A 21796-nucleotide genomic window follows, 5' to 3' on the forward strand; every position below is an offset into this window, starting at 1 on the left:
AGGCAGTACCGCCGTACTGCATGTACGACGACTCTTCGGGACGAGAGCCATGTACGACGAACCGCAGCAACCCGACACCGGCCGGCACGGGCCGCTCTCCGGCTTCACGGTCGGCGTGACGGCCGCGCGCCGCGCCGACGAGCTGGGCGCGCTGCTGCAGCGACGGGGAGCCGCCGTCGTGCACGCACCCGCCCTGCGCATCGTGCCGCTCGCCGACGACAGCGAACTGCTCGCGGCGACGAAGGACCTGCTCGACCTGGCACCGGACGTGGTCGTGGCCACGACCGCCATCGGCTTCAGGGGGTGGGTCGAGGCCGCCGAGGGATGGGGGCTCGGCGAGGCGCTGCTCGGCCGGCTGCGCGAGGTCGAGCTGCTCGCGCGCGGGCCCAAGGTCAAGGGCGCGATCCGGGCCGCCGGGCTGACGGAGGACTGGTCGCCGTCGAGCGAGTCCATGGCCGAGGTGCTGGACCGGCTGCTGGAGGAGGGCGTCGACGGGCGCCGGGTCGCCGTACAGCTGCACGGTGAGCCGCTGCCCGGGTTCGTGGAGTCGCTGCGGGCCGGGGGAGCGGAGGTCGTCGGGGTGCCGGTGTACCGGTGGATGCCGCCGGAGGACCTCGGGCCGCTGGACCGGTTGCTGGACGCCGCCGTCTCGCGCGGTCTGGACGCGATCACCTTCACGAGCGCGCCCGCCGCGGTGTCCCTGCTGGACCGGGCCGAGGAGCGCGGGCTGACGGCCGAGCTGCTCGCCGCCCTCCACCACGACGTGCTGCCGGCCTGCGTGGGCCCGGTGACCGCGGTGCCGCTGCAGGCCCACGGCATCGACACGGTCCAGCCGGAGCGGTTCCGGCTCGGGCCGCTGGTGCAGCTGCTCTGCCAGGAGCTGCCGGGGCGCGCCCGCTCTCTGCCCGTCGCCGGGCACCGCATGGAGATCCGCGGCCACGCGGTTCTCGTCGACGGCGAGCTCAAGCCCGTGCCGCCGGCGGGGATGTCGCTGCTGCGGGCGCTGTCGCGGCGGCCGGGATGGGTGGTGGCGCGGTCGGAGCTGCTGCGGGCGCTTCCCGGTGCCGGGCGCGACGAGCACGCGGTGGAGACGGCGATGGCCCGGTTGCGTACGGCACTTGGGGCTCCGAAGCTGATCCAGACGGTCGTGAAGCGGGGGTATCGGCTGGCGCTGGACCCGGCGGCGGACGCGAAGTACGCGGACACGTGAGGGTCGTCGTCCTCACCTGCCGGACGGGCTGAGATCGCGTCCCCGGTGCTCGGAAGTTCCCCCCTCGGCTTCCTCACCACCTTCGCCGTCAACGTCCCGCTCGACGACGATCTCGCTCGTAGGTCCCGGCGAGCAGGCCCGTGGTGACCGTGGCCGCGCCCAGTACGAGGCCGTGCTCTTGCTGTGGGCCGTCATGGTCACCGTCGACGGACGGCGCCCGGCCCGGAACACCGCCGAGACGCGCACCCGCATCAGCAGCCGTCCACCACCCGCCGGTACGGGGGGTTCCGGCCGCGCGAACGGGCATGCACTGTAAGAGGGATCGGTTCTTCACCCTCTCGGGTCCCCTAGCCAGGCGGTGACAGGCACATGGCACTGGGTACGGCCACGGTCGCGTACGAGTTGCGGTTCGACGCCGGGCGGATCTGCCTGGATCTCCTCGCGACCACCCATCCCGAGGAACGGTTCGACTCCCTCGAGGTGCTGCGCGCCTGGATCACCGCGGCGGGTCTCGCCCCGCCGGGCACGCCGCTGGCCCACGCCGACGCGTCATGGCTGGTGGGCTTCCGTGAACTGCGGGGACACGTGGACGAGTTGATCCGCGGCCGGTTCGGGGCCGAGCCCCGCCCCTCCTACGACATCGCGCTCGCCCGGGTGAACGAGGCCGCCCGCGTCGCACCGCCCGCCCCGCGGGCCGTACGGACCCAGGACGGTTCACTCGTACGGGAGTTGGACGCACCGCCCGAGTGCGCGCAGCTGCTCGGAGCGATCGCCCGGGACGTCGTGGAGCTGCTCACCGACCCCGTCGCGCGGGCCGGTCTGCGGCAGTGCGAGGGCGACAACTGCCCGATCGTCTACGTCGATTCGTCCCGGGGGCGCAGGAGGCGCTGGTGCTCCAGTGAGGTCTGTGGGAACCGCGAAAGGGTGGCCCGGCACCGCCGGAGGGCCGCTCTGGCCCGGGCGTGATGCCCCGTATGTCGCTTCTGAGGTGCTTGTGTGAGACTGCTGTCGAAGTGATTTCGATTACACACCGTTTGCCTCAGGGGTGACACGGGCAGCGGCCCGGATCTTGCCAGTGTGGCGGAAATGTAAAGATCGCACGGGGGGAATGTGGTCGCATGTCCCCCCTCGTCACGTCACGCCGCAGAAAACTGTCACCCCACTTTGAACATGGCGCGCACCACATCCGTACGTGTGGGCGAGCGACCGGCTGGGGGAACCCCCGGACATCGGAGGTGGGCGTGCGCAAGGATTCCGTCGTGGCCAATGAACGTGGATCGAGGGCCCGACATCGCATGTCCCAGCCCTCGGAACCAGATGAGGAGCTGATGCGTGCCCTGTATCGCGAGCACGCCGGACCTCTCCTTGCGTACGTCCTCCGCCTTGTGGCCGGAGACAGACAACGCGCCGAGGACGTGGTTCAGGAGACGCTAATCCGTGCCTGGAAGAATGCCGGCCAGCTCAATCGAGCGACCGGATCGGTACGCCCCTGGCTGGTGACGGTCGCGCGCCGCATCGTCATCGACGGCCACCGCAGCCGGCAGGCCCGGCCGCAGGAGGTCGATCCGTCGCCGCTGGAGGTCATCCCCGCGGAGGACGAGATCGACAAGGCGCTGTGGTTGATGACGCTGTCGGACGCGCTGGACGACCTGACCCCGGCCCACCGGGAGGTGCTCGTCGAGACCTATTTCAAGGGGCGTACGGTCAATGAGGCGGCTGAGACGCTGGGCATTCCCAGTGGCACGGTGCGATCTCGGGTGTTCTACGCCCTGCGGTCGATGAAGCTGGCACTGGAGGAGCGGGGGGTGACGGCGTGATGAGTGTTTACGGGGGTAACCAGGGATTCGGCACAGGTGGTTCGGGTATGTCTGGCTCCATGATGGGATCTCCGGGCCCGAGCGAGCACGAGACGGTCGGTGCCTACGCCCTCGGCATCCTGGACGACGCCGAGGCCACCGCCTTCGAGGCTCACCTCGCCACCTGCGAATGGTGCGCCCAGCAGCTCGACGAGCTGGCCGGGATGGAGCCCATGATGGCCGCGCTGGCGGACCTGCCGGGCACCGGTTCACCCGCGATCGGCGAGTCCCTCTCCGCACGGCCCAGCCCACGGCTCGCGGAGAAGCTCGTCGACGAGGTCTCCGAGCGCCGGGCGCAGAAGCGCCGCAAGAGCTTCTACCTCGTGGCGGCCGCGGCCGCGCTGATCATCGGCGGCCCGCTGACGGTCATGGCGGCCAACGGCGGCAACGACTCGGGCACCCAGGCCACCCCGCTGGCGGCCGGCGCCAAGGCGGCCTTCGGCACCATCTCCGACAAGGTGACGGCGACCGACGCCTCCACCCAGGTCAAGGCGACCGTGGCGATGCAGAAGAAGGACTGGGGCACCTGGGGCGTCGTCGAGCTCAGCAACGTCAAGGGCCCGCTGAAGTGCTCGCTCATCGCCGTCGGCAAGAACGGCGAGCGCGAGACGATGTCCTCCTGGTCGGTCCCGAAGTGGGGCTACGGCATCCCGGACGCCAAGGCACCGGAGGCCAAGCTGCCCCTCTACGCCCAGGGCGGCGCGGCCTTCCAGCCCAACCAGATCGACCACTTCGAGGTCATGACCTTCGACGGCAAGAAGCTCGTGCAGATCGACGCGTAGTGGTACGTAGCTTTGCCGGGTCCCCTTCGCGTACGGTTGACGGCTGCCCAGCACGTCAGAAGGGGGCCCGGTGGCCGCTCAGGCTCAGCAGGAAACCGCGGTCGGCTCGGATCACGACTCACGTCGCGACCGGGAGATCAGCGTCGAACAGGAACACCTGGACCGGGTGTACCGGCGCCTCGAGGAGAAGATCCACGAAGCCGAGTTCCTGATGAACGACGCGGCCCGGCGCGGCCAGGTCGGCACACCCGGCGCTCTCGCGGAGCGGGACGCCCAGGTCTTCCGGGCCGGCATCCATCTCAACCGTCTGAACAACGAGTTCGAGGACTTCCTCTTCGGCCGGATCGACCTGCTGCTCGGCAAGGACGGGAAGAAGGGGCCCGACGGCGCGTACACCGCCGTGGAACCCGCCGACGGTGCCGTGCGCGAGGACGGCACGGCCGACATCGCCGAGACCCTGCACATCGGGCGGATCGGCGTCCTCGACTCCGAGTACGCGCCGCTCGTCATCGACTGGCGGGCGCCCGCGGCCGCCCCCTTCTACCGCTCCACCCCCGTCGACCCCGGCCGGGTCGTGCGCCGCCGCGTCATCCGATCCAAGGGCCGCAAGGTCCTCGGCGTCGAGGACGACCTGATGCGCCCCGAGCTCAAGGCCGTCCTCGACGGCCATGAGCTGGCCGTGATCGGCGACGGCGCCCTGATGGCCGCGCTCGGCCAGGCCCGCAGCCACACCATGCGGGACATCGTCGCCTCCATCCAGGCCGAGCAGGACCTGGTCATCCGCGCCCCCGCCGCCTCCGTGACCTACGTCGAGGGCGGCCCCGGCACCGGCAAGACGGCCGTCGCCCTGCACCGCGCCGCCTACCTCCTCTACCAGGACCGGCGCCGCTACGCGGGCGGCATCCTCATCGTCTCCCCGACCCCGCTGCTGGTCGCGTACACCGAGGGCGTCCTGCCCTCCCTCGGCGAGGAGGGCCAGGTCGCCATCCGCGCGATCGGCTCGCTCGTCGACGGCGCCGAGGCCACGCTCTACGACTCCCCGGCCACCGCCCGGGCCAAGGGCTCGTACCGCATGCTCAAGGTGCTGCGGAAGGCGGCGCGGGGAGCCCTGGAGGCGAACGGCTCGCCCCGGCGGCTGCGCGTGGTCGCCTTCGGGCGCCGCCTGGAGCTGGAGGCGGAAGCGCTGGAACGCATCCGCCGCGCCGCCCTCGGCGGCACCGCTCCCGTGAACCTGCTGCGCCCCCGCGCCCGCAAGCTGCTGCTCGACGCCCTGTGGGAGCAGTCGGGGTCCGCCGCCCGTCACACCGACCCGGAACTCGCCGCCGAACTGCGCTCCTCCTTCGACGACGACATCTCCTCCGAGGACCCCTTCATCGAGTTCCTCGACGCCTGGTGGCCGGAGCTGACCCCCGGGGCCGTGCTGGAGGCGATGGCGGACGAGCGGCGCCTCGGCCGCTGGGCCCGCCGGATCCTCAACCCCGGCGAGGTCCGCCGCGTGGCCCGCTCGCTCAGACGCGACGGCCGCTCGGTGCACGACATCGCCATGCTCGACGAGCTCCAGGCGATCCTCGGCGCCCCGGCCCGCCCGAAGAGGCGACGCGAGCTGGACCCCCTCGACCACCTGACCGGCCTGGAGGAGCTGATGCCGGTCCGCGAGGAGTCCCAGCGCGAGCGGGCCGAGCGGCTGGCGCAGGAGCGCACCGAGTACGCCCACGTCATCGTCGACGAGGCCCAGGACCTCACGCCGATGCAGTGGCGCATGGTCGGCCGCCGCGGCCGGCACGCCACCTGGACGGTCGTCGGCGACCCGGCCCAGTCCTCCTGGTCCGACGTGGACGAGGCGGCCGAGGCCCGCGACGAGGCACTCGGCACCCGCCCCCGCCGCCGCTTCCAGCTGACGGTGAACTACCGCAACCCGGCCGAGATCGCCGAGCTGGCCTCGAAGGTGCTCGCCCTCGCCATGCCGGGCGCCGAGTCCCCGACGGCCGTCCGCTCCACCGGGGTCGAACCGCGCTTCGTGACCACCGGCGGCGGATCCGGCGCCGTACGGGACTCCCTCGCGCAGACCGTCCGCGCGGAGGCCGCCCGGCTTCTCGACCTCGTCGACGGGACCGTCGGCGTGGTCGTCGCCATGCAGCGCAGGGAGGAGGCCGCCCGCTGGCTCGCCGGGCTCGGCGACCGGGTGGCGGCCCTGGGCAGCCTGGAGGCGAAGGGCCTGGAGTACGACGCGACGGTCGTCGTCTCGCCCGCGGAGATCGCGGACGAGTCCCCGGCCGGCCTGCGCGTGCTCTACGTCGCCCTGACCCGGGCCACCCAGCAGCTGACGATCGTCTCGGCCGACCGCGACGAGCCGGACACGCGAGGGGTGCCCGACCTGCTCCGCGATGAGAACTGAATGAAGTCGCGGTACGGGAATGGCCCTGCGGGATCTGTTTGTTAGCCTGGGTGTGGCACCGGCTCGATCCAAGCCCCCGGGCCCAACCTTCGTCGCTACGAGCGACCACTTGCCGCGAGGCGAGCATGGCGGGTCGGTGCCACTTGAACTGCGGGAGGCCCGCGTCACGACGTGACGCGGGCCTCTTCGTTCCGTGAACAAAACGTTCGCAATCCGGGGCGACTACCGCCTACTCGACAGTAGGTGCGACCATCGGACGGCATATCAGCGTCACGGTGAAAGCAGAGGAAGTCGGCCATGGCAACGGCGCCCAGCGTCTCCTACTCCATTACGGTCCGGTTGGAGGTGCCCGCGAGCGGCACCGCGGTCTCCCAGATCACCACCGCCGTGGAGTCCCACGGAGGCTCGGTCACCGGTCTCGACGTGACCGCCTCCGGCCACGAGAAGCTCCGTATCGACGTCACGATCGCGGCCAGTTCCACGGCCCACGCCGACGAGATCGTCCAGCAGCTGCGCGGCATCGAGGGCGTGACCCTCGGCAAGGTCTCCGACCGTACGTTCCTGATGCACCTCGGCGGCAAGATCGAGATGCAGTCCAAGCACCCCATCCGCAACCGTGACGACCTGTCCATGATCTACACGCCGGGCGTGGCCCGCGTCTGCATGGCCATCGCCGAGAACCCCGAGGACGCCCGCCGCCTCACCATCAAGCGGAACACCGTTGCGGTCGTGACGGACGGCTCGGCGGTGCTCGGCCTCGGCAACATCGGCCCGATGGCCGCCATGCCGGTCATGGAGGGCAAGGCGGCCCTCTTCAAGCGCTTCGCCGATATCGACGCCTGGCCGATCTGCCTGGACACCCAGGACACCGACGCCATCGTCGAGATCGTCAAGGCGATCGCCCCGGGCTTCGCCGGCATCAACCTCGAGGACATCTCCGCGCCCCGCTGCTTCGAGATCGAGGCGCGGCTGCGCGAGGCCCTCGACATCCCGGTCTTCCACGACGACCAGCACGGCACCGCGATCGTCGTCCTCGCCGCCCTGACGAACGCACTGCGTGTCACGGACAAGGCGATCGAGAACATCCGGGTCGTGATGTCCGGCGCCGGCGCGGCCGGTACGGCCATCCTGAAGCTGCTGCTCGCCGCGGGCGTGAAGAACGCCGTCGTCGCCGACATCCACGGCATCGTGCACGCCGGCCGCGAGGACCTGCGCGCGGCCCGGGCCGACTCGCCGCTGCGCTGGATCGCCGACAACACCAACCCCGAGGGTCTGACCGGCACGCTGAAGGAAGCCGTGCGCGGCGCCGACGTGTTCATCGGCGTCTCGGCCCCCAACGTCCTCGACGGCGACGACGTGGCCGCCATGGCGGACGGCGCCATCGTGTTCGCGCTCGCGAACCCCGATCCCGAGGTGGACCCGGCAATCGCCCGTCAGACGGCGGCGGTTGTGGCCACCGGCCGCTCCGACTTCCCGAACCAGATCAACAACGTGCTGGTCTTCCCGGGCGTGTTCCGCGGTCTGCTGGACGCGCAGTCCCGCACGGTCAACACGGACATGATGCTCGCGGCCGCGAACGCGCTGGCGGACGTGGTGAGCGAGGACGAGCTGAACCCGAACTACATCATCCCGAGCGTCTTCAACGACAAGGTCGCGGGCGCGGTGGCAGGTGCGGTGCGGGATGCGGCGAAGGCCGCTTCGGCGTCGTAATCGCGGCTTCGGCGCGGATGTGCGTAGGCTGTGAGTATCGCCACGGCAAGGCCTTGCACCGGCGCGTCGTGGAAGCAGGGCCTGGCGACCGCCGTTTATCGTGTCGGCCAGGCTCAGGCCCTCTTTTCGTGTGACTCCCAAGGGTGTTCTCACGACTCCTGCGGGTGCCGGATTGGCTTTCGCGCCGCAGGTGGGGGCAGGATGCGTCTCTGGGCGCGAGGGTCTGACCCCGGACCCGGGTCCGGGGCCTCACCGGGGGCCCTGGCAGCATCGGCTTCACCGTGCCCACTCGCGGCTCCGCCGCGTGGCACGCCTCAACGGCAAGAAGAACACGGGAGTAACAACATGAACCGCAGTGAGCTGGTGGCCGCGCTGGCCGACCGCGCCGAGGTGACCCGCAAGGACGCCGACGCCGTGCTGGCCGCGTTCGCCGAGACCGTCGGCGAGATCGTCGCCAAGGGCGACGAGAAGGTCACCATCCCTGGCTTCCTGACCTTCGAGCGCACCCACCGTGCCGCTCGCACCGCCCGCAACCCGCAGACCGGCGACCCGATCCAGATCCCGGCCGGCTACAGCGTGAAGGTCTCCGCGGGCAGCAAGCTCAAGGAAGCCGCGAAGGGTAAGTGACCCCGCTGTCTGTGCATCACGGGACGATGTACGGCGCGTAGCACGTCCGGACGATGCACGGCGCGAAGAAACGCCAATGGGGCGGCACCCTTCCGGGTGCCGCCCCATCGTCGTACGCGAGGAACGGGGGTCAGCCGCTCTCCATGGCCAGGGCTGACGGGTTCGGGATCAGCCGAGGGCCTTGCCCGGGAGTTCGACCTTGGCGCCCAGTTCCACGAGCTTCTCCATGCTGTGTCTTTCCGGGGGATGACCCCCGGACCCCCAGCCGGGAGCGGTGCGGTCCTGGGCCGGGGGTGACGGGTTCGGGATCAGCCGAGGGCCTTGCCCGGGAGTTCGACCTTGGCGCCCAGTTCCACGAGCTTCTCCATGAAGTTCTCGTAGCCGCGGTTGATGAGGTCGATGCCGTGGACGCGGGACGTGCCCTGGGCCGCGAGGGCGGCGATGAGGTACGAGAAGCCGCCGCGCAGGTCGGGGATGACCAGGTCGGCTCCCTGGAGCTTGGTGGGGCCCGAGACGACGGCCGAGTGCAGGAAGTTGCGCTGGCCGAAGCGGCAGTCCGAGCCGCCCAGGCACTCGCGGTACAGCTGGATGTGAGCACCCATCTGGTTGAGCGCGGAGGTGAAGCCGAGACGGGACTCGTAGACCGTCTCGTGGATGATGGACAGCCCCGTCGCCTGCGTGAGGGCGACCACCAGCGGCTGCTGCCAGTCCGTCTGGAAGCCCGGGTGCACGTCCGTCTCCAGTGCGATGGACTTCAACTGGCCACCGGGGTGCCAGAACCGGATGCCCTGGTCGTCGATCTCGAAGGCGCCACCCACCTTCCGGTAGGTGTTGAGGAACGTCATCATCGAGCGCTGCTGGGCGCCGCGGACGTAGATGTTGCCCTCGGTCGCGAGCGCGGCGGACGCCCAGGAGGCGGCCTCCAGACGGTCGGAGAGGGCGCGGTGGGTGTAACCGCCCAGTTTGTCCACGCCGGTGACGCGGATCGTGCGGTCGGTGTCCATCGCGATGATGGCGCCCATCTTCTGCAGGACGCAGATCAGGTCCTCGATCTCCGGCTCCACGGCCGCGTTCGAGAGCTCCGTGACGCCTTCCGCGAGCACCGCGGTGAGCAGCACCTGCTCGGTCGCGCCGACGGACGGGTACGGCAGCCGGATCTTCGTGCCGCGCAGCCGCTGCGGCGCCTCCAGGTACTGCCCGTCCGCCCGCTTCTCGATCCGCGCGCCGAACTGCCGCAGCACCTCGAAGTGGAAGTCGATGGGCCGGCCGCCGATGTCGCAGCCGCCGAGGCCCGGGATGAAGGCGTGACCGAGGCGGTGCAGCAGCGGTCCGCAGAAGAGGATCGGGATGCGCGACGAACCCGCGTGGGCATCGATGTCAGCGACGTTCGCGCTCTCCACGTGGGACGGGTCCATCACCAGCTCGCCCGGCTCCTCACCCGGACGGACCGTCACCCCGTGCAGCTGGAGGAGTCCGCGTACGACACGAACGTCACGGATGTCCGGAACGTTGCGCAGCCGACTCGGTCCACTGCCCAGCAGGGCGGCGACCATCGCCTTCGGTACGAGGTTCTTCGCACCGCGGACACGGATCTCGCCCTCAAGCGGGGTTCCGCCGTGAACAAGCAGTACATCGTCAGAGCCGTTGACGGTCATGTATCTCGCGTTCCGATGAGTGGGACAGGGGCCGGAAGGGAAAGGGTAATCGCCGCCTACCCCCCTTCTGTAAGCCCAAGGCCCACCCAGCTACGTCATAGCTTCGTCACAACACGAACCGCTCCTGGCCGGGCACATGGGGTCACCGGTGCCCATTGTGCGCCCTGGATGCATCCTTCCGCCCTGAGCTGCAATCACCCTTCTTACCCGCATTGCCTCCCCGAGCCTCGGCAAGATGCGGGATCATGTCTGGCATGACCGAGGTGTCCTCGCTCACAGGGCGGTTGCTCGTGGCAACGCCCGCCCTGGCGGACCCGAACTTCGACCGTGCGGTGGTGCTCCTTCTCGACCACGACGAGGAGGGCTCCCTCGGCGTCGTCCTCAACCGCCCGACGCCCGTGGACGTCGGCGACATCCTGGAGGGCTGGGCGGACCTCGCCGGTGAGCCGGGCGTCGTCTTCCAGGGCGGCCCGGTGTCGCTGGACTCGGCGCTGGGGGTCGCGGTCATCCCCGGCGGAGTGGGCGCGGACGGAGCGCCGCTGGGCTGGCGCAGAGTGCACGGCGCGATCGGGCTGGTCGACCTGGAGGCGCCGCCGGAGCTGCTCGCCTCGGCCCTCGGCTCCCTGCGGATCTTCGCCGGATACGCCGGCTGGGGCCCCGGCCAGCTGGAGGACGAGCTGGTCGAGGGCGCGTGGTACGTCGTCGAGTCGGAGCCCGGCGATGTCTCGTCGCCGTCACCGGAAAGACTCTGGCGCGAAGTCCTGCGCCGTCAGCGCAACGAGCTGGCGATGGTGGCCACGTACCCGGACGACCCATCGCTCAACTGATCCGGGTGACCTTCAGTACCCTTGGCACTTATGAGCACTCTTGAGCCCGAGCGCGGGACTGGTACGGGGACCCTCGTTGAGCCGACGCCACAGGTGTCCCACGGCGACGGCGACCACGAGCGCTTCGCCCACTACGTCCAGAAGGACAAGATCATGGCGAGTGCCCTCGACGGGACCCCCGTCGTGGCGCTGTGCGGCAAGGTGTGGGTGCCCGGCCGCGATCCGAAGAAGTACCCCGTGTGTCCCATGTGCAAGGAGATCTACGAGTCCATGGGCGCCGGTGGCGGCGACGACAAGGGCAAGGGCGGCGACAAGTAGTCCTGCTCGCTCCCGCCTGAGAACGGCGAGGCCCTCGGGGTGCGTTCTGACGCGCTTCGGGGGCCTTTGTGCTGCCCGCCGTTGCAGGGGATGCGTCGGCCGGTCACGAAGTGGTTGAGACCTCTTGTGGTCATGTTCATGTGATCCCTAGCCTCCGTGGTGTTGTGCAGAGCGAAACCGTCATTGCATATGTTGCAACGCCTGCCCGGAGGGTCACTCCATGAAGCCGTCCCCACGTCTCGCCGTCCTGCTCACGGCCCTGGCCGTCACCGCCTGCGCCCCCCAGACGTCCTCCAACTCCTCCTCCGAGAAGGACGAGAAGACCGGCACGCTGCGGGTCTGGCTCTTCCAGGAGGTCGGCAACAAGCCGAAGGAGAAGGCCGTCGACTCGGTGGTGGCCGGCTTCGAGAAGGCCCACAGGGGCACCAAGGTCCACGTCGAGTACATCCCGGTCGAGACCCGGGCCCAGCGCGTCAAGGCCGCCTTCAACGACCCGAAGTCCGCGCCCGACCTGATGGAGTACGGCAACACCGACACGGCCGGCTATGTGAAGGACGGCGGACTCCTCGACGTGACCAAGGAGTTCAACGCCTGGAACGAGTCCAAGGACACCGACCCCACGGCCAGGACGTCCGTCACCGTCGACGGCAGGACGTACGGCTCCCCGTACTACGTCGGCGTCCGCGCCCTGTACTACCGCACGGACGTCTTCAAGGAGCTGGGGCTCCAACCCCCCAAAACCATGGACGAGTTGGCGTCCACCGCCCGCAAGGTCCACGCGGCGAAGCCCGGTCTCTACGGCATCGTCGTCGGCGGCGCGTACACGTACGGCGCGATGCCCTTCGTCTGGGCCAACGGCGGTGAACTCGCCACCGGCAAGGGAGGTTCGTACGCCTCCGCCATCGACAGCGCGGCCGCGCAGAAGGGCATCAAGGCGTACACCTCGCTCTTCGGCGACGCCAACTGCCCCGCGGCCAAGTGCGCGGGCATGGGCGGCAACGACACGATCACCGCGTTCGCGGCCGGCAAGGCGGGCATGGCGATCGGCGGCGACTTCAGCCACACCGCCGTCGAGGCCGGGAAGGTCAAGGGCAAGTACGCGGTCGTGCCGCTGCCGGGGGTGAAGTCCGGGTCGATCGCGCCCGCCTTCGCAGGCGGCAACAACATCGGCGTGCTCAAGAGCACCTCGCACCGCACGCTCGCCGTCGACCTCATGGAACAGCTCACCTCGAAGAAGACGCAGGCCGAGATGTTCGACGCGATGGGCTTCCTGCCCACGTTCGCGGACGTCCGCGCCAAGGCCGCCGCCGAGCAGCCGTACGTGAAGCCCTTCGCGCAGACGCTCTCCGCCGGGACCAAGTTCGTGCCGGCCTCGGCGGGCTGGTCCCAGATCGACTCCCAGCTGGTCCTGCCGACGATGCTCCAGGAGGTCATCAGCGGGAAGAAGGACGTGGGCGCGGCCGCTGGGGAGGCGGCGAAGAAGATGGACGCGGCGTTCGGCTCCGCCGGATGACGGCGCCCGAGAGCTCGGGGGCCGCGGTTCGCTCGCGGGTGCGGGTTGTTCGTGGCGTGTCGCGCCCGCGCGGCGGCAGCCGCACATTCAACACAGCCCCGCGCCCCCTGGAGCGCCGCAGCGGGCGGCGGCAGGCGGCTCCGTGGCTCTATCTCGCGCCCGCCCTCGTCGTCCTCGGCGGTCTGCTGCTCTACCCGATCTATCAGCTCGGGCTGATCTCGTTCTTCCGGTACACCCAGGCACAGGTCAGCGGGGGTGAGCCGACCACTTTCGAGGGGTTCGGGAACTACTCGGCGCTGTTCTCCGACGGCGAGTTCTGGCGGGTGCTGCTGGCCACGGTGCTGTTCGCGGCGGCCTGCGTGGTGTCGACGCTCGCCGTCGGATGCGCGCTCGCGGTGCTGCTCACACGGGTGCGGGCGCTGCCGCGACTGGCGCTGATGCTGGCCGCGCTGGGCGCCTGGGCGACCCCGGCCGTGACGGGCTCGACGGTCTGGCTGTTCCTCTTCGACCCCGACTTCGGGCCGGTGAACCGCGTTCTCGGGCTCGGCGACCACTCGTGGACGTACGGGCGGCTGAGCGCCTTCCTCCTGGTGCTGCTCGAAGTGGTGTGGTGCTCCTTCCCGTTCGTGATGGTCACGGTGTACGCCGGTATCCGCGCCGTCCCGGCCGAGGTGCTGGAGGCCGCCGCGCTCGACGGAGCCTCGCAGTGGCGCATCTGGCGCTCGGTGCTCGCGCCGATGCTGCGGCCGATCCTGACGGTCGTCACCATCCAGTCGGTCATCTGGGACTTCAAGGTCTTCACGCAGATCTACGTCATGACGGGCGGCGGCGGCATCGCGGGCCAGAACCTGGTCCTGAACGTCTACGCCTACCAGCAGGCGTTCGCGTCCTCGCAGTACGGCCTGGGCTCGGCGATCGGCGTGGTGATGCTGCTGACCCTGCTCGCCGTGACGCTGGTGTACCTGCGGCTGCTGCGCCGCCAGGGGGAGGAGCTGTGAACCTGCTTGCGCGTGTGCGGCGCCCGGGGCGACTCGTGGCGGAGACCTCGGCGCTGCTGATCGCGGTCGTCGTCGCCTTCCCGCTGTACTGGATGGTGCTGAGCGCCTTCAAACCGGCCTCGGAGATCGAGTCGGCCGAGCCGCGGCCGTGGACCACCGCGCCTTCCCTGGATGCCTTCCGGCGCGTGTTCGGGCAGCAGGATTTCGGCCGGTATTTCGTCAACAGCCTGGTGGTGGCGGGCAGTGTCGTCCTCGTCTCGGCGTTCATCGCGTTTCTCGCCGCGACCGCCGTGACGCGATTCCGCTTCCGCTTCCGGACCACTTTGCTGATCATGTTTCTGGTGGCCCAGATGGTGCCGGTGGAGGCGCTCACCATCCCCTTGTTCTTCCAGATGCGGGACTTCGGCCTGCTGAACACCCTCGGCTCGCTGATCCTGCCGCACATCGCCTTCTCGCTGCCGTTCGCGATCTGGATGCTGCGGGGGTTTGTGAAGGCGGTCCCGGAGGCACTGGAGGAGGCCGCGTACATCGACGGCGCGAGCCGTGCGCGATTTCTGTGGCAGATCCTTTTCCCGCTCGTCCTGCCGGGCCTCGTGGCGACGAGCGTGTTCTCCTTCATCTCCGCCTGGAACGACTTCCTGTACGCCAAGTCCTTCATCATCAGCGACACTTCGCAGTCGACCCTGCCGATGGCCTTGCTGGTGTTCTACAAGCCGGACGACCCGGACTGGGGAGGGGTCATGGCCGCCTCCACGGTGATGACGATTCCGGTGCTGGTGTTCTTCGTACTCGTACAGCGACGGCTGGTCTCCGGACTGGGCGGAGCGGTAAAGGACTGACGTGAGCGATCTGATTCCCGCACCCCGCCATGTGCACGACTACACGGGCCACTTCGCACTCGGACCCGAGACCCGCCTGATGGCGGGCGAGGGCACCGCGACGACCGAGCGGTGGCTGCGCGGCGTGCTCGGTGCTGCCACCGGATTCCCGCTGGACGCGGGGGACACCGCCGCAAACGCCATACAGCTGTACCTCCACCCGATGGTCACCAAGGACCTCGGCGAGGAGGGCTACCGCCTGATGGTCCGGCACGACACCGTGCACCTGGTGGGCGGCGGCCCGGCCGGGCTCTTCTGGGGCGCGCAGACGCTGCGGCAGCTGCTCGGCCCGGACGCCTTCCGCCGCGCACCCCTGCCGGACCGGCACTGGCGGCTGCCGGTGACGCACATTCAGGACTCCCCCCGCTTCCGCTGGCGCGGCCTCATGCTCGACGTGGCCCGGCACTTCATGCCCAAGGAAGGCGTCCTGCGCCAGCTCGACCTGATGGCCGCGCACAAACTCAACGTCTTCCACTTCCACTTGACGGACGACCAGGGCTGGCGCGTCGAGATCAAGCGGTACCCCCGGCTCACCGAGGTCGGCTCATGGCGGGCCAGGACGAAAATCGGTCACCGCGCCTCACCGCTGTGGGAGGACAAGCCGCACGGCGGCTTCTACACCCAGGACGACATCCGCGAGATCGTCGCCTACGCCGCCGAGCGGCATATCACCGTCGTCCCCGAAATCGACGTACCGGGACACTCGCAGGCCGCCATCGCCGCGTACCCGGAACTCGGCAACACCGACGTCATCACCGCATCCACCGAGGAGGGCACCGCCCTCTCCGTCTGGGACAACTGGGGAATCTCCGCCAACGTACTCGCCCCCACCGACAACACCCTGCGCTTCTACGAGGGGGTGTTCGAGGAACTGCTGGAGCTGTTCCCCTCGGAGTTCGTTCACGTGGGCGGCGACGAATGCCGCAAGGACCAGTGGCGGCAGTCCCCGGCCGCGCAGGCCCGCATCAGGGAACTCGGGCTCGCGGACGAGGACGAGTTGCAGTCCTGGTTCGTCGGACACTTCGACAAGTGGCTGACCGCGCGCGGGCGCAGGCTCATCGGCTGGGACGAGATCATCGAGGGCGGGCTCGCGAAGGGCGCGGCCGTGTCCTCGTGGCGCGGGTACGCGGGCGGGATCGCCGCGGCGCGGGCGGGCCACGACGTCGTCATGTGCCCCGAGCAGTACGTGTATCTGGACCACCGGCAGGCGCCGGGCGAGGACGAGCCGGTGCCGATCGGCTTCGTCCGCACCCTGGAGGACGTCTACCGGTTCGAGCCGGTGCCCGCGCAGCTCACCGAGGACGAGGCCCGCCATGTGCTCGGCACGCAGGCCAACGTGTGGACCGAGGTGATGGAGGATCAAGGGCGCGTGGACTACCAGGCGTACCCGCGGCTCACGGCCTTCGCGGAGGTGGCCTGGAGTGCCCTGCCCGCCCCGGCCGAGCGGGACTTCGCCGGCTTCGAGCGGCGGATGTCCTTGCACTACCGGCGACTTGACGCCCTGGGAGTGGGCTACCGGCCGCCGTCAGGTCCGCTGCCCTGGCAGCGGCGCCCCGGGGTGCTCGGGCGGCCCATCGAGGGAGCGCCCCCGAACAGGTGACCCGGCCTCCGAACAGGTAAGGCAAAAGCGTCGTAAGCATCACCGAAGAGTGCCAATCGGAGCGCACCGGTGATGCCGTGCGAAAACGGACCATCTCCCTGGTGAGGTGGGCGAATGCCTCCTAGTGGACCCCTGTCTTCGGCCCTTGCGAAGATGTGCCAGAGTTGCCACGTCCGCCCTGTCAGCACGTACCGTACGGCAACACAGGTGGGACCAGGTGGGGCAGCGGGAAGGGGCAGCCGGTTTGACCACACACGCACCGCAGGCGGCGCAGGCCGTCACGCTGCCCACGACGCTGGACGAGGCCGTGGCGGCGCTCACGGCCGTGCCCACCGCCGTACCGGTGGCCGGCGGTACCGACCTCATGGCCGCTGTGAACTCCGGGCAGCTCCGGCCGTCCGCACTGGTCGGCCTCGGCAGGATCAGCGAGATCCGCGGCTGGCAGTACCAGGACGGCCACGCACTGCTGGGCGCCGGGCTCACGCACGCCCGCATGGGCCGCCCCGACTTCGCCGCGCTGATCCCGGCGCTCGCCGCCGCGGCACGCGCCGCGGGCCCGCCGCAGATCCGCAACGCGGGCACCCTGGGCGGCAACATCGCCTCGGCGGCCCCCACCGGGGACGCCCTGCCGGTGCTGGCCGCCCTGGAGGCGACACTGATCATCGCGGGCCCGCGCGGAGCCCGCCGGGAGATCCCGGTGTCGCACCTGCTGGCCGGCGTGGACATGCTGCGCGGCGGCGAACTCATCGGGTACGTGCGCGTGCCGCTGCTGCACGCGCCGCAGGTCTTCCTGAAGGCGACCGGCAGGACCGGGCCCGGGCGCGCGGTCGCCTCCATCGCGCTCGTCCTCGACCCCGCCCGGCGCGGAGTGCGGTGCGCCGTGGGCGCCATAGCGCCGATGCCGCTGCGGCCCCTGGACGCCGAGCAGTGGGTGGCCCGGCTCATCGACTGGGACAACGGCCGCACGATCGTCCCGGACGCGTTGCACGCCTTCGGGGAGTACGTCGCCGCGGCCTGCATCCCCGACCCCGTCCCCGAGGCGGACGGCACCGTGCAGCCGCTTCCGCCCGCCGTACTGCACCTGCGGCGCACCGTCGCCGCGCTGGCCCGACGAGCACTGGGGAGGGCGCTGTCGTGACCGACGACCAGCACGGAGAGGGCACGCCCCGCAGCGGTGGACGCTGGGACCCGCTGCCCCAGGGTGACTACGACGACGGCGCCACCGCCTTCGTGAAACTCCCGGAGGGCGGCATCGAGGCCCTGCTGGCCGCCGAGGACAGCCCGCTCGCCGCGCGCGGCCACGGCTACGTACCGCCGCAGATAACGCCCGATCCGGAGTCGGCCGCGGAGGCCGACCCGAACGCCGGCGGCGCCTGGGGCGCGCCCGCCGACGGCGCCCGGTGGCCCGACCCGAACGCCGTGCCGCAGGACGGGGCGGACGACCGGTTCACGTACAACCCCGCGGCCACCCAGCAGTGGAACTTCGGGGAGGGCACGGGCGCCGAGTCCGCGTCCGCCCCCGGACACGACGTGACCGGGCAGTGGTCGATCCCCGTAGCCGGGGGTGATCTTCCGGACGAATCGGGCGAGTTCACCACTTCGTCCCTGGTCCAGCAGTGGGGCGGCACGCCGCCCGCCACGCTTCCGGGCGGCGCCGCCGCCCCCTGGGCGACGGACGGCGCGGGACAGCAGTGGGGGCAGCCGCAGGCCGAGGAGCAGGTGGCGCCCGGTGAGGAATCCGGGCAGGCGCACGCGCCCGCCGAGAACCCCACCGGCGCGGGCCACCCGTACGAGCGCCCCGCGGCGCACCCCGGCGGCCGCCCCGACGAGCACGCGGCACAGCGCCCCGGCCCCGCCGCCCGCCCGCCCGCGGAGCCCGACCCGGCCGTACACGAGGCGGACCGCGCGCGGTCACACACCGCCGACCCGTCACGTTCCCAGGCCGAGGACCACGCGCGGCCGCACACCGGCGATCCCTACGCGGACGCGCCCGCCGACGGCCCCTATGCCGAGACGCCCGCCGAAGCCGACGTAGCGGCCGCACAGGACCCGCACGGGCCCGGTGGGGCCGCTGGGGCGGAGGGGCCCGCGGAGGCGCCTGAGGAGGCCGTGGAGCGGCGCGCGGAGCCCGCGGCGGACGCCGCCTCCGGAACCGCCGCCCCCAACGCGCCCGAGTCCGCCGGGACTTCGGCCGGCCCGCGGTCCGCCGACGGCCAGGACGCCGAGGGCGACTCACCGCCGCCGTTCCCCGGCGAGGAGCACCCGCTCGCCTCCTACGTGCTGCGCGTCAACGGCGTGGAGCGCCCCGTCTCGGACGCCTGGATCGGCGAGTCGCTGCTGTACGTGCTGCGAGAGCGCCTGGGTCTCGCGGGCGCCAAGGACGGCTGCTCGCAGGGCGAGTGCGGGGCGTGCAACGTGCAGGTCGACGGGCGGCTCGTGGCCTCCTGCCTGGTGCCCGCCGTGACCGCCGCCGGCAGCGAGGTCCGTACGGTCGAAGGACTCGCCGTCGACGGGCAGCCGTCCGACGTGCAGCGGGCGCTCGCCCGGTGCGGCGCGGTGCAGTGCGGCTTCTGCGTGCCCGGCATCGCGATGACCGTGCACGACCTGCTGGAGGGCAACCCGGCACCCACCCGGCTGGAGACCCGCCAGGCGCTGTGCGGCAACCTGTGCCGCTGCTCCGGCTACCGGGGCGTCGTGGACGCCGTCCAGGAGGTCGTCGCCGAACGCGAGGCGCACTCCGGGGGCGACGCTTCCGAACACGACGGCGACGAGGCGCGTATCCCCCACCAGGCGGGCCCGGGAGCCGGCGGCGTCAACCCGTCGGCGTTCGAGTCACCCGGTGCCCCGGCGGCGCCGGGACCGCACGACCAGCCGTACGGCCAGGACGGAGGCCAGGCGTGAGCAACGAAGCCGCGACCGCGACGACCGCGGCGGAGCCGGTACCCGCCCCCGAGCCGCTGCCGCACGGCCTCGGCGTCTCCCTGCCGGCCGCGGACACGCGCGCCAAGACCGAGGGCACGTTCCCGTACGCGGCCGACCTGTGGGCCGAGGGCCTGCTGTGGGCCGCCGTCCTGCGCTCCCCGCACCCGCACGCGCGCATCGTCTCCATCGACACCACCCACGCGCGCGAGATGCCCGGCGTACGGGCCGTCGTCACGCACGAGGACGTGCCGGGCGACGCACGCTACGGCCGCGGCAGCGCCGACCGGCCCGTGTTCGCCTCCGAGGTCGTGCGCCACCACGGCGAGCCCATCGCCGCCGTCGCCGCCGACCACCCCGACACCGCGCGCATGGCCGCCGCGGCCGTCATCGTCGAGTACGAAGTGCTCGACCCGGTGATCGATCCCGAGCGGGCCTTCGAGGCCGAGCCGCTGCACCCCGACGGCAACCTGATCCGGCACATCCCGCTGCGCCACGGCGACCCGGACGCGGCCGGCGACATCGTCGTCGAGGGCCAGTACCGCATCGGCCGCCAGGACCCGGCCCCCATCGGCGCCGAGGCCGGCCTCGCCGTGCCCCGCCCCGACGGCGGCGTCGAGCTGTACCTGGCCTCCACCGACCCGCACGCCGACCGCGACACCGCCGCCGCCTGCTTCGGCCTCGAGCCCGAGCGCGTCAAGATTGTCGTCACCGGTGTGCCCGGCGCGACCGCCGACCGCGAGGACCAGGGCTTCCAGCTCCCGCTCGGCCTGCTGGCACTCAGGACGGGCTGCCCGGTGAAGCTCACCGCGACGCGCGAAGAGTCCTTCCTCGGCCACACCCACCGGCACCCGACGCTCCTGCGCTACCGCCACCACGCCGACGCCGAGGGCAGACTGGTGAAGGTCGAGGCGCAGATCCTGCTCGACGCGGGCGCCTACGCCGACACCTCCGCCGAGGCCCTGGCCGCCGCCGTGGCCTTCGCCTGCGGTCCCTACGTCGTCCCGAACGCCTTCATCGAGGGCTGGGCCGTACGCACCAACAACCCGCCCTCCGGCCATGTGCGCGGCGAGGGCGCGATGCAGGTCTGCGCCGCCTACGAGGCGCAGATGGACAAGCTCGCGAAGAAGCTGGGCATCGATCCGGCGGAACTGCGCCTGCGCAACGCCATGGCCACCGGGGACGTCCTGCCGACGGGACAGACGGTGACCTGCCCGGCGCCGGTCGCCGAACTCCTCCAGGCGGTACGGGACTTCCCGCTGCCGGAGCTGCCCAAGGACACCCCCGAGGACGAGTGGCTGCTGCCGGGCGGCCCCGAGGGCGCGGGTGAGCCGGGCGCCGTGCGACGGGGCGTGGGCTACGGCCTGGGCATGGTGCACATGCTGGGCACGGAGGGCGCCGACGAGGTGTCCACGGCGACGGTCAAGGTCCAGGACGGCGTGGCGACCGTGCTCTGCGCGGCCGTCGAGACCGGCCAGGGATTCACCACGCTGGCCCGCCAGATCGTCCAGGAGACCCTCGGCATCGATGAGGTGCACGTCGCGCCCGTCGACACCGACCAGCCCCCGGCCGGCGCGGGCTGCCGCGGCCGCCACACCTGGGTGTCGGGCGGGGCGGTGGAGCGCGCGGCGAAGATGGTCCGCACGCAGCTCCTGCAGCCTCTCGCCCACAAGTTCGGCATGTCGACGGAGCTGCTGCAGATCACCGACGGCAAGATCACGTCGTACGACGGCGTCCTGTCGACCACCGTCACCGAGGCGATGGACGGCAAGGAGCTGTGGGCCACCGCCCAGTGCCGGCCCCACCCGACGGAGCCGCTGAACGAGGCCGGCCAGGGCGACGCGTTCGTGGGCATGGCCTTCTGCGCGATCCGCGCGGTGGTGGACGTGGACATCGAACTCGGCTCGGTACGGGTCGTGGAGCTGGCGCTCGCGCAGGACGTCGGCCGGGTGCTCAACCCCGCCCAGCTGGCCGCCCGTATCGAGGCCGGCGTCACCCAGGGCGTGGGCATCGCGCTGACGGAGAACCTGCGCACCGCGCGCGGGCTGATCCGTCACCCGGACCTCACCGGTTACGCCCTCCCGACCGCCCTGGACGCCCCGGACGTCCGGATCGTCAAGCTCGTCGAGGAGCGCGACGTGGTCGCCCCCTTCGGCGCCAAGGCGGTCAGCGCCGTGCCGGTGGTCACCTCCCCGGCGGCGATCGCCTCCGCGGTGCGTGCCGCCACGGGACGTCCGGTGAACCGCCTCCCGATAAGGCCCCAGGCAGCGGTGGTGACGGATCGATGACCAACCCGGAACCCGGACCCGGCTCCGAGGAACCTCGCTACGAACCTCCGCCCAGCGTCGGCAAGTTGCTGGTCTGGGTCCTGGTGTTCATGGTGGCGGCGCTGGCTGTCGTGCTGGGTGGCGTGTACTTCACCTAGGGCTCTTCGCCGGTGCCGGTGATCCTTGCCGACAGGGAACGGACGAGGGTGTCCCGAGCGTCCCGTGATCAGAGGGCGTTGTC

Annotated in this window: 18 protein-coding genes; 17 read left to right on the forward strand and 1 reads right to left on the reverse strand. The window is 71.3% G+C overall.

Annotation, left to right across the window (positions count from 1 at the left end; translation table 11 throughout):
- Positions 1-49 precede the first annotated feature (49 nt).
- The 7 genes from ACIBN2_RS14620 to ACIBN2_RS14650 all read left to right on the forward strand — a co-directional run bounded on the left by ACIBN2_RS14620 (position 50) and on the right by ACIBN2_RS14650 (position 8580).
- Positions 50-1210: a uroporphyrinogen-III synthase gene (locus ACIBN2_RS14620; protein ID WP_399134700.1), complete on the forward strand. Its 1161-nt coding sequence runs from the start codon at positions 50-52 to the stop codon at positions 1208-1210.
- Positions 1211-1579: 369 nt separating this feature from the next.
- Positions 1580-2176 carry a CGNR zinc finger domain-containing protein gene (locus ACIBN2_RS14625; RefSeq protein ID WP_399134702.1) on the forward strand — a complete coding sequence of 199 codons (597 nt, stop codon included), beginning with the start codon at positions 1580-1582 and terminating at the stop codon, positions 2174-2176.
- Positions 2177-2505: 329 nt separating this feature from the next.
- Entirely contained in the window at positions 2506-3027 is a 522-nt protein-coding gene (locus tag ACIBN2_RS14630) for a sigma-70 family RNA polymerase sigma factor (RefSeq protein WP_010039908.1), read from the forward strand.
- Complete coding sequence (locus ACIBN2_RS14635) at positions 3027-3848, forward strand: anti-sigma factor family protein (protein ID WP_399134703.1); 822 nt, start codon at positions 3027-3029, stop codon at positions 3846-3848. Before ACIBN2_RS14630 ends, ACIBN2_RS14635 begins: the two co-directional genes overlap by 1 nt.
- A 70-nt stretch (positions 3849-3918) precedes the next feature.
- Positions 3919-6243 carry a HelD family protein gene (locus ACIBN2_RS14640; RefSeq protein WP_399134704.1) on the forward strand — a complete coding sequence of 775 codons (2325 nt, stop codon included), beginning with the start codon at positions 3919-3921 and terminating at the stop codon, positions 6241-6243.
- Positions 6244-6540: 297 nt separating this feature from the next.
- Positions 6541-7953, forward strand: coding sequence for an NAD-dependent malic enzyme (locus tag ACIBN2_RS14645; RefSeq protein WP_399134706.1), 1413 nt, complete (start codon positions 6541-6543; stop codon positions 7951-7953).
- A gap of 345 nt (positions 7954-8298) precedes the next feature.
- A complete protein-coding gene (locus ACIBN2_RS14650) occupies positions 8299-8580 on the forward strand; it encodes an HU family DNA-binding protein (protein WP_007382399.1) in 282 nt (93 codons plus the stop codon).
- Between the two features lie 308 nt (positions 8581-8888).
- Here the strand turns inward: ACIBN2_RS14650 and murA are convergent, their stop codons facing one another.
- The gene (murA, locus tag ACIBN2_RS14655; RefSeq protein ID WP_399134707.1) at positions 8889-10235 is read right to left on the reverse strand and encodes a UDP-N-acetylglucosamine 1-carboxyvinyltransferase; all 1347 of its coding nucleotides are present in this window, start codon (positions 10233-10235) and stop codon (positions 8889-8891) included.
- A gap of 254 nt (positions 10236-10489) precedes the next feature.
- Between murA and ACIBN2_RS14660 the strand changes: the two genes are divergently transcribed.
- From ACIBN2_RS14660 to ACIBN2_RS14705, 10 genes are all read left to right on the forward strand, one after another.
- Complete coding sequence (locus ACIBN2_RS14660; protein ID WP_393866269.1) at positions 10490-11062, forward strand: YqgE/AlgH family protein; 573 nt, start codon at positions 10490-10492, stop codon at positions 11060-11062.
- Between the two features lie 30 nt (positions 11063-11092).
- A complete protein-coding gene (locus tag ACIBN2_RS14665) occupies positions 11093-11380 on the forward strand; it encodes a DUF3039 domain-containing protein (RefSeq protein ID WP_384250112.1) in 288 nt (95 codons plus the stop codon).
- Positions 11381-11600: 220 nt separating this feature from the next.
- Positions 11601-12893 carry an extracellular solute-binding protein gene (locus ACIBN2_RS14670; RefSeq protein ID WP_399134708.1) on the forward strand — a complete coding sequence of 431 codons (1293 nt, stop codon included), beginning with the start codon at positions 11601-11603 and terminating at the stop codon, positions 12891-12893.
- Positions 12890-13891 (forward strand): carbohydrate ABC transporter permease, encoded by a 1002-nt coding sequence (locus ACIBN2_RS14675; RefSeq protein ID WP_399134709.1) that lies wholly within the window; start codon positions 12890-12892, stop codon positions 13889-13891. Before ACIBN2_RS14670 ends, ACIBN2_RS14675 begins: the two co-directional genes overlap by 4 nt.
- Entirely contained in the window at positions 13888-14730 is an 843-nt protein-coding gene (locus ACIBN2_RS14680) for a carbohydrate ABC transporter permease (RefSeq protein ID WP_399134710.1), read from the forward strand. The genes ACIBN2_RS14675 and ACIBN2_RS14680 overlap by 4 nt, the downstream gene beginning before the upstream one ends.
- Before the next feature lies 1 nt (position 14731).
- Positions 14732-16369, forward strand: a complete 1638-nt coding sequence (locus tag ACIBN2_RS14685) for a beta-N-acetylhexosaminidase (protein WP_399134711.1) — start codon at positions 14732-14734, stop codon at positions 16367-16369.
- 244 nt (positions 16370-16613) lie between these two features.
- The gene (locus ACIBN2_RS14690) at positions 16614-17507 is read left to right on the forward strand and encodes an FAD binding domain-containing protein (RefSeq protein WP_399134712.1); all 894 of its coding nucleotides are present in this window, start codon (positions 16614-16616) and stop codon (positions 17505-17507) included.
- The gene (locus tag ACIBN2_RS14695) at positions 17504-19270 is read left to right on the forward strand and encodes a 2Fe-2S iron-sulfur cluster-binding protein (protein ID WP_399134713.1); all 1767 of its coding nucleotides are present in this window, start codon (positions 17504-17506) and stop codon (positions 19268-19270) included. The genes ACIBN2_RS14690 and ACIBN2_RS14695 overlap by 4 nt, the downstream gene beginning before the upstream one ends.
- Entirely contained in the window at positions 19267-21576 is a 2310-nt protein-coding gene (locus tag ACIBN2_RS14700) for a xanthine dehydrogenase family protein molybdopterin-binding subunit (RefSeq protein WP_399134714.1), read from the forward strand. The genes ACIBN2_RS14695 and ACIBN2_RS14700 overlap by 4 nt, the downstream gene beginning before the upstream one ends.
- The gene (locus ACIBN2_RS14705) at positions 21573-21713 is read left to right on the forward strand and encodes a hypothetical protein (protein ID WP_393866181.1); all 141 of its coding nucleotides are present in this window, start codon (positions 21573-21575) and stop codon (positions 21711-21713) included. The genes ACIBN2_RS14700 and ACIBN2_RS14705 overlap by 4 nt, the downstream gene beginning before the upstream one ends.
- The last annotated feature ends 83 nt before the right edge of the window (positions 21714-21796 follow it).

It is taken from the genome of Streptomyces sp. NPDC050534 (assembly GCF_044457745.1).
Classification (GTDB): Bacteria; Actinomycetota; Actinomycetes; order Streptomycetales; family Streptomycetaceae; genus Streptomyces.